Source organism: Streptomyces sp. CBMA156, assembly GCF_014596515.1.
GTDB lineage: Bacteria > Actinomycetota > Actinomycetes > Streptomycetales > Streptomycetaceae > Kitasatospora.
On sequence record NZ_MSJQ01000341.1, the window covers coordinates 1 to 11017 of the forward strand.

General features: G+C 72.7%; 9 protein-coding genes. 3 read left to right on the top strand and 6 right to left on the bottom strand.

What is annotated here, in order from left to right:
• Positions 1 to 70: 70 nt before the first annotated feature.
• Positions 71 to 1408, bottom strand: a complete 1338-nt coding sequence (locus tag BU198_RS29450; RefSeq protein WP_223245102.1) for an MFS transporter — start codon at positions 1406 to 1408, stop codon at positions 71 to 73.
• A 226-nt stretch (positions 1409 to 1634) separates the two neighbouring features.
• Here BU198_RS29450 and BU198_RS29455 point away from each other — a divergent pair, with 226 nt between their 5' ends.
• The 3 genes from BU198_RS29455 (at position 1635) to BU198_RS29465 (ending at position 5094) form a co-directional block, all read left to right on the top strand.
• Positions 1635 to 3038, top strand: a complete 1404-nt coding sequence (locus BU198_RS29455) for a condensation domain-containing protein (RefSeq protein ID WP_317620370.1) — start codon at positions 1635 to 1637, stop codon at positions 3036 to 3038.
• Between the two features lie 34 nt (positions 3039 to 3072).
• Complete coding sequence (locus BU198_RS29460) at positions 3073 to 4176, top strand: alkene reductase (protein WP_188299899.1); 1104 nt, start codon at positions 3073 to 3075, stop codon at positions 4174 to 4176.
• A gap of 174 nt (positions 4177 to 4350) precedes the next feature.
• Positions 4351 to 5094, top strand: a complete 744-nt coding sequence (locus BU198_RS29465) for an AAC(3) family N-acetyltransferase (RefSeq protein ID WP_317620371.1) — start codon at positions 4351 to 4353, stop codon at positions 5092 to 5094.
• Between the two features lie 56 nt (positions 5095 to 5150).
• Here the strand turns inward: BU198_RS29465 and BU198_RS29470 are convergent, their stop codons facing one another.
• The 5 genes from BU198_RS29470 to BU198_RS29495 all read right to left on the bottom strand — a co-directional run bounded on the left by BU198_RS29470 (position 5151) and on the right by BU198_RS29495 (position 10910).
• Entirely contained in the window at positions 5151 to 6686 is a 1536-nt protein-coding gene (locus BU198_RS29470) for a M1 family metallopeptidase (protein WP_188299900.1), read from the bottom strand.
• A gap of 184 nt (positions 6687 to 6870) precedes the next feature.
• Positions 6871 to 8409 carry a M1 family metallopeptidase gene (locus BU198_RS29475; protein ID WP_188299901.1) on the bottom strand — a complete coding sequence of 513 codons (1539 nt, stop codon included), beginning with the start codon at positions 8407 to 8409 and terminating at the stop codon, positions 6871 to 6873.
• Positions 8410 to 8622: 213 nt separating this feature from the next.
• Positions 8623 to 9495: a sulfurtransferase gene (locus BU198_RS29480; protein WP_188299902.1), complete on the bottom strand. Its 873-nt coding sequence runs from the start codon at positions 9493 to 9495 to the stop codon at positions 8623 to 8625.
• Positions 9496 to 9820: 325 nt separating this feature from the next.
• Positions 9821 to 10147, bottom strand: coding sequence for a hypothetical protein (locus BU198_RS29490; protein WP_188299903.1), 327 nt, complete (start codon positions 10145 to 10147; stop codon positions 9821 to 9823).
• Positions 10148 to 10301: 154 nt separating this feature from the next.
• Positions 10302 to 10910 carry a polysaccharide deacetylase family protein gene (locus BU198_RS29495; RefSeq protein ID WP_317620372.1) on the bottom strand — a complete coding sequence of 203 codons (609 nt, stop codon included), beginning with the start codon at positions 10908 to 10910 and terminating at the stop codon, positions 10302 to 10304.
• Between the last annotated feature and the right edge of the window lie 107 nt (positions 10911 to 11017).

Consider the following 11017-nt stretch of genomic DNA (forward strand, 5'->3'; position numbering starts at 1 on the left):
GGTGACGGCCGCTGAGCGGCCCTGCCCCTCCGCGGCGGTGCCGCCCGGCCCACCGCATCAGCCCACCGCTTCAGCCCACCGAAGCCGTGGCCGGCCGCGACGACGGCTCGGCACCGGCACCGGCACCGGCGGCCATCGCGTCCAGTGCCGCCAGCCGCCCCAGGCTGGCCCGGCGCTGGAGCGCGCCGAGCCCGACGGCCGCCGCGCCGAGCCCCACCCAGCCGACCGGCCCGGCCGCCATCACCACCCCGGTCAGCAGCAGCGGCCCCACCGACTTCTGCACCGACTGGGACATCCCGGCGACCCCCAGGTACGAGGCCCGGGCACCCGGCGGCGCCAGCACGACCGCCAGCTCCCAGGAGCTCACCGAGCGCATCAGCTCCGCCACCGTGACCAGCACCGCCGCGGCCAGCAGCGCGACCGAGGCCGCGACCGGCCCGGCGCCGGTGGCGAGCACGATCAGCAGGCAGCTGCCCAGCACCGCGACCCCGTACCAACGCACCGCCGTGGCCGCCCCGCGCGGGCCCTCCGCCCAGGCCGAGACGCGCAGTTGCAGCAGCACCACGAGCACCGTGTTGAGTACCAGGAAGGCCGGGACGACGGCGTGCGGCGCGCCGGTGTGGTGCACCAGCCAGAGCGGCAGGCCGACGCCCAGGATCGAGTCGTCCAGGTTCAGCGGGATGTCCAGCAGGACGAACCGCAGGTAGCCGCGGTCGCGCCAGGGGCTGGGCGCGGCGGACGGCTCCCCGGCCCGCCCCTCCGCGCCTTCGGCCCCGCCTCCCGCTCCGCCCTTCGCCGCGACCAGGCCGTGCCCGGACGGTTCCCGGGCGCGCCAGACCAGCACGGCCGCCAGCACGTACGACAGCCCGTTGGCCAGGATCAGCACCCGGTAGGCGGTCGTGCTCCCGACCGCGAGACCGATCGCCGCGACGCCCGCGCCGAGAGCGACCCCGGCGTTGGCCACACTGCGGAACAGCGCCTGGTAGGTGGTCCGCCGCTCGCCCGCCACCCTGGTCGCGAACAGCATCTCCAGCGTCTTGGCGGCCCGTTCGGCCAGGCAGATCAGGGCCACCACGGGCAGCAGCGCGGCGAAGTCGTCGACCACCAGCAGCAGGACCATCGCCCCCAGCCGCAGCAGGTGGCAGCCGATCAGCAGCAGGCGCACCGGTACCCGTTCCGCCAGCCGCCCGGCCAGCGGCGAGCCGGCGATCCCGGCCACCGCGCCCACCCCGAGCAGCAGTCCGAGCTGCCGCGCGTCCATCCCGCACACGTACGTGAAGTAGAGCACCGAGGCCGCCGACCACACCCCCGTGCCGGTCCGGTCGACGCCCTGCGCCAGCAGCATGATCCGCGCGTCCCGCCCGCCGGGCGGCCGCCGCAGCTGCGCTATCAGTCCGTTCCCCCGCATGGCAGGCCCCCGTCGCATGAGTCGTATGAGTCGCACGGTCGCGATCAATCTCGACATCAAGATACTTCACATCAAGAGACCTGGGGAACCCTCGAGCCGCCCCGCCCGGCGCGGCACCGCAACCCTCGACGCACGGCGGGCCGTACGCCACACTCTCCCCAGCAGCACCCGCGCTCCCAACGCACCGGCACGACGCCATGACCACCGCACAACGGAGAGCCGATCGGTGACCACTCGCCAACTGCTGGAGATCGCCTTCTCGTCCGGACGGACCGAGTCCGGACCGGCCACCTGGGGCCAACGGGCCATCTGGGACAACGTACGAAAGCTGCCGCCGGCCGACGCGCCGCGCTACAACATCGCCACCGCGGCGCCGCTGGACCCAGGACTCCCGGTGCCCGTCCTGCTCGCCGCACTGGAGCGGCTGCTGCACCTGCACGACTCGCTGCACACCCGGCTGCTCCCCGACGAGGACGGCGGCCTGCGCCAAGTCGTCGACGGCGAAGGAACCCTGGGCGTCCACCTGCTGCCCGCCGCGACGAACGAGGACCCGGCCGAACTCGGCGCCCGGCTGCACGAGGAGCTGGCGGCGCGCGCCTTCGACACCGCGACCCAGTGGCCGGTCCGGATCGGCGCGGTGACGGCGGACGGGCTGATCCGGCACATCAGCCTGGTGCTCTCGCACACCGCGGTGGACGGCTCCGGGATGAGCCGCCTGGTCGCCGACCTGTCCGCGCTCTGCCTCGGCAGCTCGCCCGAGGAACTGGCCGAGCTGCGCACACCCGCCCGACAGCCGCTGGAGGAGGCCGAGTTCCAGACCTCCGAGCGGGGGCTGCGGCGGGACGCGGGGGCCCGCAAGCAGTTCGTGCGCAAGCTCCGGCTGGGCCCGGCCAGGCTCTTCCCGCCGGCCGCCGGACAGCCCGCCCGCTTCCCGAACGCGGTGCTCCGCTCCCCCGCCCTGCCCAGGGCCGTGGAACGGGTGGCCGCCAGGCACCGGGTCAGCACCGGCTCGGTCCTGCTCGCCGCGGCGGCCACGATGACCGCCAGGCTCGCCGGCTCCTCCGAGGCCGTGCTGAACGTCGTGGTCAACAACCGCTTCCTGCCCGAGCTGGCCAACGCGGTGAGCGTGGTCGCGGGCGACGGACTGTTCCATCTCCCGGACGCCACCGCCGAGTTCGGCGACGTCGTACGGCGCACCCACGCGGCGGCGATCGGCACCTACCGCCACGCGTACTACGACAAGCTGGCGCTGGCCGCCGAGGTCGCCGCACTGACCGCCGAAGGAGTCGAACCGGCCGACCGCTCCTGCGTGTTCAACGACACCCGCGAACTGCTCCCGGCCGTCGCCGACCCCGGCGACGACCGGACCACCCTCAGCTGGCCGGTGGAGTTCGAGCCGCGCCCGGGCCTCACCTACGCCCTGGACGCCCTCCAGTCGGCCGAGGCACTGAGCCTGGCCATGACGGCGGACCCGTCCGTACTCCCGAGGCCCGCGATGGAGCGGTTCCTGCGCGGCATCGAGGAGTTGATCCTCACCGAGGCCGACACGGCGACCGACACCGCGACCGACGCACGAGCGGACGCACCGACGGACGCGCCGGACGACGCACGGACCGCCGTCGGCGCTTGAACCTGACACCGGTGTCAGCTTCTACCGTACCGGCATGACCACGACCACCACCGCATCCCTGCTCACCCCGTACCGCCTCGGCCGGCTCGACCTGCCGAACCGCGTCGTCATGGCCCCGATGACGCGGTACCGGGCCGCCGAGGACGGTACGCCCCTGCCCGTCGTCGCCGAGCACTACGCCCAGCGCGCGAGCGCCGGCCTGATCGTCACCGAGGGCATCTGGCCCAGTCGGCAGGGCCAGTCCGGCTGGCGCCTGCCCGGTCTGGAGACGCCCGCGCACCTGGCCGGCTGGCGCGCGGTGACCGGGGCGGTGCACGCCGCCGGCGGGCGGATCGCCGCCCAGCTGATGCACGGCGGACGCCAGGGCCACCCGTTCAACCGGCTGCTCGGCGACGTCCCCGCGGGCCCCTCCGCCGTCCCCGCCCCCGGCCCGGTGCACATCAGGGACGGCGGCAAGGCGGAGGCCGTCACCCCGCGCGCCATGACCCGCGAGGAGATCCACCGCACCATCGCCGACCACGTCGACTCCGCCCGCCGCGCCCTCGCCGCCGGCTTCGACGCCGTCGAACTGCACGGCGCCAACTCCTACCTGATCCACCAGTTCCTGGCCGACAACACCAACCTGCGCACCGACGAGTACGGCCCCCGCACCCTCCCCGACCGGCTGCGCTTCGCGATCGAGCTGGTCACCGCCGTCGCCGGGGCCGTCGGCCCCGACCGCCTCGGCCTGCGGCTGTCCCCCGGCAACCCGCAGTTCGGCATGCACGAGGCCGACCCGGCACCGGTCTACCGCGCGCTGCTCGCCGAACTCGACGGCCTCGGCCTGGCCTACCTCCACCTCACAGACAACGACGACTACCCGGCCCTGGCCGACCTGCGCCCGCGCTGGTCGGGCCCGCTGATCGCCAACGTCGGCGAGAACCGCGCCGCCACCGACCGCGAGCGGGGCGAGGCGGTGCTCACCGCGGGCCTGGCCGACCTGGTCTCCTACGGCCGCGCCTTCATCGCCAACCCGGACCTGCCGGAGCGGTTCGCCGCGAACGCGCCGCTCGCCCCCGTCGACCCGGTCCACCTCTACGGCCAGGAGGCGGCCGGCTACACCGACTACCCGCGACTGCGGCCCGCCGGCCGTCCCTGATCCGGCGGAGGGCACCCGTCCTGACCGCTTGTCAGTGCCACCCGCTATGGTCGGCCCCGAACGGTCCCAGTACGAACAGCACCACCGCCACCAGGGGGCACCACCATAACCGCACCGGGCAGCACCGGCCCGCTCACCACCGCCGACCTCGTCGAGGGCTGGCACCGGGTGGGCGTGCGCGAGGGCATGGCGCTGATCGTGCACTCCTCGCTCTCCAGCCTCGGCCGGGTCGAGGGCGGCGCGGCGGCCGTGGCGGCCTCCCTGCGCGAGGCGGTCGGGCCCGGCGGCACCGTCGCCGCGCCCACCTTCACCTCCGACACGGTCCGCGACCCGGCCCCCGGGCACCCGGGCCCGCCCACCCCCGGGATCGCCGAACAGCGGGCCGCCGTCCCGCTGTTCCACCCCGGGCTCCCCTGTTCCACCGGCGCGGTGGCGGAGGCGCTGCGCGCGCTGCCGGAGAGCCACCGCAGCACCCATCCCCAGGTCTCGGTGGCCGCCGTCGGCACGCACGCCAGGGAGGTCACCGCCCGCCGGTCGCTCGGCTTCGCCGTCGGCCGGGAGTCGCCGTTCGGCGCGCTGCACGACCTCGGCGGCCACGTGCTGCTGGTCGGCGTCGGGCACGACCGCAACACCTTCCTGCACTACGCCGAGACCTTCGCACCCAACCGCCGGCTCAAGCTCCGCCGCTTCCCGATGGCGATCCAGGGCGAGCGGGTCTGGATCGAGGCACCGGACGTGGCGGACGACAACGGCACCCACTTCCCGGTCGTGGGCCGGGAGTTCGAGGAGCGGGCGGGCATCCGTGAGGCCTTCGTCGGCAGCGCGCCCTGCCGGCTGCTCCCGGTCCGCGACCTCATACCCTTCGCCGTCCGCCGCCTCACCGAACTGCTGGCGGCCGACGGCCCCGGAGCGGCGTAGGCCGAGCCGGCGGTTCGCGTCGCACGCGCGGCCCGCCGGCCCGATCCGTCACGCCGTCAGTCGCGCGCCTCGTGCACCGAGCCCGCCTCCTGGATCTTCTTCCAGGACTTCGGCTCGGCCGGCAGCTGCCCCCGCGCCCGGTCCGCACCCGCGCCCAGGGTCGGCGAGGCCGCCACCGCGGCACCCGGCGGCACCGGCCCGACGGCCGGCTTGCTCGGGGTGAACAGCCAGGTGTTCAGCAGGTCGCCCAGCTTCTTGCCGGAGACCTTCTCCGCGTACGCCTGGAACTCCGGAATGGTGACGTTCCCGTAGCGGTGCTCGGTGGGCCAGCCCTTGAGGATCCGGAAGAACGCGTCGTCCCCGACGGCGTTGCGCAGCGCCTGGATGGCCACCGCGCCGCGGTAGTACACCGCGAGGGCGAACTGGTTCTCCTCTCCCGGGTCGCCCGGCTTGACGCTCCAGAACGGGTCGTCGGCCGGGAACAAGGCGTAGACGTAGTCGGCCAGTTCCTGCGCGGTGCCCTCGTTCTCGTGCTCGGACCAGAGGAACTGCGCGTACTGGGCGAAGCCCTCGTTCAGCCAGATGCCGTTCCAGTCCGAGAGCGAGACGCTGTCGCCGTACCACTGGTGGGCCAGCTCGTGCACGACCACCGAGGCGTTGGAACCCCGGGCGAACAACCGGGGGCCGTAGGTGACCCGGGTCTGGGTCTCCAGGGCGCCACTGGACTGGGTGTTGGGGACGTAGCCGCCGACCGAACTGAACGGGTAGGCGCCGAAGTAGCCACTCAGCCAGTCGACCAGCTCACCGGTGCGCTCGACACTCGCCTTGGCCGCCGGGGCGTTCTCGCCGAGGTCCTTGCTGTACGCGTTGTAGACCGGCAGCCCGCTCGCCGTGGTGTCCGTGGTGATGTCGAACCTGCCGATCGCGAGGGTCGCCAGGTACGTCGCCTGCGGCTTGTCCTCGCGCCAGCTGTACCTGGTCCAGCCCGCCTGGGAGGACGTGCCGGTCAGGACGCCGTTGCTGATCACCTGGCTGCCGTTCGGCACCTGCACCGAGACGTCGAAGGTCGCCTTGTCGCTCGGGTGGTCGTTGCTCGGGAACCACCACCCGGCCGACACGGGCTCGCCCGCCACTACGGCACCGTCCGGGGTGCGGTGCCAGGCGGTGAAGCCGCCGTACTTCGTCACGGTCGACGGCACGTCCTTGTAGCGGACCACCACGGTGGCCTGGCTGCCCTTGGCCAGCGGCCGGGCCGGGGTGATCTCCAGCTCCTGGTCCCCGCTGGTCGCGAAGGTCGCGAGCCGCCCGTTGACCCGGACCTCCGTGACGTTCAGCGCGAAGTCGAGGTTGAACCGGGAGAGGTCCTGGGTCGCCGTGGCGAGGATGGTCGTGGTGCCCTCCAGCTCGTCCGTGGCGGGCTGGTACTTCAGCCGGATGTCGTAGTGCGAGACGCGGTAGCCGCCGTTGCCGAGGGTCGGGTAGTAGCTGTCACCGAGTCCGTCCGCGCCCGGCTGGAAGCCGGAGGCCGAGGCGGGGACGGCCAGGAACAGGCTCAGGGCACTGGCAGCGGAGACGATCAATCTCTTGCGCACGTGGTCCTCCTGGGATCACCAGAGTGATTGGGCTGAATCGATCCTTGTCCTGACTGCCCCTCACCCACCACCCGATCGCGAGATCTCCATGGAAAGAAACACGCCGAAATGACGGCTTCGCAGTGGTGCGGCGAAGCCGTCATCCCGGCGCGTACGCGAACCGCCGGCCCGATACGTCGGACCGTCAGTTGTGCGCCTCGTGCAGCGAGTTGCTCTCCTGGATCTTCTTCCAGGACTTCGGCTCGGCCGGCAGCTGCCCCTGCGTCTGGTCCGCACCCGCGCCCAGGGCCGGCGAGGCCGCGACCACGGCACCGGCACCGGCCGGCACCGGCCCGACGGCCGGCTTGCTCGCGGTGAACAGCCAGGTGTTCAGCACGTCACCGAGCTTCTTGCCGGAGACCTTCTCCGCATACGCCTGGAACTGCGCGATGGTGGCGTTCCCGTAGCGGCGCTCCGTGGGCCAGCCCTTGAGGATCCGGAAGAACGCGTCCTCCCCGACGGCGTTGCGCAGCGCCTGGACGGCGACCGCACCCCGGTCGTACACGGCGCCCGCGAACTGGTTGTCGGGGCCGGGGTCGCCCGGCTTGACGGTCCAGAACGGGTCGTCGGCCGGATGCGAGGCGTAGACGTAGTCGGCCAGCTCCTGCGCGGTGCCCTCGTTCTCGTGCTCGGACCAGAGGAACTGCGAGTAGCGGGCGAAGCCCTCGTTCAGCCAGATGTCGCTCCACTGCGAGAGCGAGACGCTGTCGCCGTACCACTGGTGGGCCAGCTCGTGCACGACCACCGAGGTGTTGGAACCCCGGGCGAACTGTCGGGGGCTGTAGAAGATCCGGGTCTGGGTCTCCAGCGCGAAGCCGGTCGGCACGTTGGGGACGTAGCCGCCGACCGAGCTGAACGGGTACTCGCCGAAGTAGCCGCTCAGCCAGTCGACCAGCTCACCGGTGCGCTCGACGCTCGCCTTGGCCGCGTCCGCGTTGTCGCCGAGATCCTTGCTGTACGCGTTGTAGACCGGCAGGCCCTTCGGCGTGGTGTCCGTGGTGACGTCGAACTTGCCGACCGCGAGCGTGGCCAGATAGGTCGCCTGGGGCTTGGTCTCGCGCCAGCTGTACCTGGTCCAGCCCGCCTGCGAGGAGGTACCGGTCAGGATGCCGTTGCTGATCACCTGGTTGCCGTCCGGTACCAGCACCGAGACGTCGAAGGTGGCCTTGTCGCTCGGGTGGTCGTTGCTCGGGAACCACCACCACGCCGACTCGGGCTCGCCGGCCGCCACCGCGCCGTCCGGGGTGCGGAGCCAGGCCGTGAAGCCGTACTTCTTCACGCTGGACGGCACGCCCTTGTACCGCACGACCACGGTGGCCTGGCTGCCCTTGGCCAGCGGCCGGGCCGGGGTGATCTCCAGCTCCTGCTCGCCGCTGGTGGTGAAGGCCGCAGGCCGCCCGTTGACCCGGACCTCCGAGACGTTCAGCGCGAAGTCGAGGTTGAACCGGGAGAGGTCCTGGGTCGCCGTGGCGAGGATGGTCGTGGTGCCTTCGAGTTCGTCGGTGGCGGGCTGGTACTTCAGCCGGATGTCGTAGTGCGAGACCTGGTAGCCGCCGTTGCCGTAGGTCGGGTAGTACCGGTCACCGACCCCGGCCGCGCCGGCCTGGAAGTCGGATGCCGAGGCGGGAACGGCCAGGAACAGGCTCAGGGCACTGGCAGCGGAGACGATCAGCCTCTTGCGCACGTGGTCCTCCAGGATCACCGGAACGATTGGGTTGAATCGATCCTTGTCCCGGAGGCGCCTCGTCCACTCCCCCATCGTGAGATGTTCATGAAAAGAAACGCGCCGAAATGACGGCTTCGCAGCGGTGCCGCGACGTCGTCACACCGCCCCGCCCGTCACTCGCGCTCCATCCCCCACTCGCGCTCCGCCCGTCACTCGCACACCACCCGCCACTCACGCCCCGAGCACCACGGGCGCCCGGACCAGCGAGCCGTACTCCGTCCACGAGCCGTCGTAGTTCTTGACGTGCGGGTAGCCGAGCAGCTCGGTGAGCGCGAACCAGGTGTGCGCGGACCGCTCACCGATCCGGCAGTACGCGATCACCTCGCGCTCCGACCCCACACCCTTCCCGCCGTACAGCTCCCGCAGCTCCTCCGCCGAGCGGAACGACCCGTCGTCGTTGGCCGCCTGCGACCAGGGGATGTTGACCGCGCCGGGGATGTGCCCCGGCACCTGGGCCTGCTCCTGCGGCAGGTGCGGCGGTGCGATCAGCTCGCCCCTGAACTCGGCCGGGGAGCGGACGTCCACCAGCACCGCGTCCGCCCCCGGCTTGGCGAACACCTCGGCCTTGGCCAGCACCTCGTCCCGCATCGCCCGCAGCCCCGGCCGCTCGGGCCCGCTCAGCCGGTAGCCGGTGTGCTGGTAGTCCATCACCTCCGGGGTGAGCTCCCGCCCCTCCAGCTCCCACTTCTTGCGCCCGCCGTCCAGCAGCCGCACCGGCCCGAAGCCGCGCAGCCGCAACAGCCAGTAGGCGTAGGCGGCGAACCAGTTGTTGTTGCCGCCGTACAGCACCACGGTGGTGTCGTCCTCGACCCCGGCCGCCCGCAGCAGGTGCTGGACGCCGTCGCGGTCGGCGTAGTCGCGGCCGACCTGGCTGTGCAGATCGGTGGTCCAGTTCCAGCCGACCGCGCCGGGGATGTGGTCCCGGTCGTAGGCCTCGGTGTCCTCGTCCACCTCGACGACCCTGACCGTCCCGTCGTCCAGGTGGTGGGCCAGCCATTCGGTGCGGACCAACGCCTCGGGGTGCGCATAGCCGTTGCCGGTCATCCCAGGCCCTCCTTCGCTCTGCCCAGGCTGCGGCGCCCGACCACGGACACAGCGGGCCGCACCACCACGACAGGGCGTACGGGCACGACGAGGCGCCGGCGACCGGGCCGGACAGTTCGAACCTACGCCGACCGCCCGGCCCGGGCCACCCCGGCGAGCCCCTGTGCGAGACGCCCGACCGCCCCGGCCCCCGGCGGCACGATCGCGTCCACCAGGGCCGGGTCGTACACCCGGGCGGTCTCCTCGGCCTGGAGCCTCCGGAAGCGCGGGTACGCCGAGTACGGCGCCCCGCCGCCGCGGAAGTGCGTCCGCGGCGACCGTCCGTTCAGGAGAAGAGGACGGAGCGCAGCTTCAGCCGGTCGCCGAGCTTCTTGCCCGGGGTCATGTCGTAGAACACGTCGCCCGCGCAGCCGGAGGCCAGGAAGACGGTGGCCGTGGAGCGGGTGAGGTTCTCCGGCGCGAAGCCCGGCGCCACCTCGGTGGTCCACGGCAGGTCGACGCACTCGCCGCTCTTCGGGTCGGCCAGGCCGGTGAGGACCCCGGGGCCGACCTTGTAGAGGAAGTCCCCCTCGGCGGCGTTGGCGGAGAACGGGACGGCGAGGACGAGGGCGATGGCGCTGGCGGCGGCGAGCACGGCGTTGCGGAGACGCATGAGTGAGGGCCTTTCAGGTGGTACTCGGCGGTACCCGGTTAATCGGTGCGAGATCACCCTAGAGGCCCAAAATCCGCAGAAACGGTTCTCCCTCCTCACCTTTTCGAGTGGTTCAAGGATTGAAGCCGCCACCCCGAATTCACTCGAAATGCTCTCAGTTCGGCGGTGCCGTGAAGTAGTACCCCGAGTCGACGAGCACCGGCAGGTACGCCTTCAGGGCCGCCACCGTCTGCGACCGGTCCCCGCCGCCGTCGTGGTTGAGCACGATCGACCCGGGCCGGACGCCCTTGAGGACGCGGTCGGTGATCGCCGAGGTCCCCGGCCTGGCCCAGTCCCGCGGGTCCACCGACCACGCCATGTTCCGCATCCCGAGGTCGGCGGCCACCTGGAGCGACTCCGCGGACCAGTCCCCGCCCGGCGCGCGGAACCAGGTGGGCAGCCGGCCGGTGGTCCGGTGCAGCAGGTCGGAGGTGCGTTCCAGCTCGTCCCGCACCTTGGCCCCGGACAGGTGCCGCAGGTCCGGGTGGGTCCAGGTGTGGTTGGCGATGTGGTGGCTGCGGTCCGCGATCTCCCGCACCAGCGCCGGGTGCTCGACCGCGTTCTCGCCGATCAGGAAGAACGTCGCCCTGATCCCGTACTGCTCGAGCAGCGCCAGCACGGTCGGCGTGTACCGGGGGTCGGGACCGTCGTCGATGGTGAGCGCCACCACCCGCTGCGCCGGGTCCAGGTCGTACACCGGCTTGCTCTCCGCCTCGGTGAGCACCCGGCGCACGGGCACCGCGCTCGGCACGGCGGACGGGGGTGGGGCGGACGAGGGCGCGGCCCCCGAGGGCGCGGCGGACGGCGGCACCGGCGAGGGCACCGCGGAGG

Coding starts and splice junctions, on each gene's coding strand:
- BU198_RS29450 (WP_223245102.1), bottom strand. CDS start 1,408: ATGCGGGGGAACGGACTGATAGCGCAGCTGCGGCGGCCGCCCGGCGGG.
- BU198_RS29460 (WP_188299899.1), top strand. CDS start 3,073: ATGACCACGACCACCACCGCATCCCTGCTCACCCCGTACCGCCTCGGC.
- BU198_RS29480 (WP_188299902.1), bottom strand. CDS start 9,495: ATGACCGGCAACGGCTATGCGCACCCCGAGGCGTTGGTCCGCACCGAA.
- BU198_RS29490 (WP_188299903.1), bottom strand. CDS start 10,147: ATGCGTCTCCGCAACGCCGTGCTCGCCGCCGCCAGCGCCATCGCCCTC.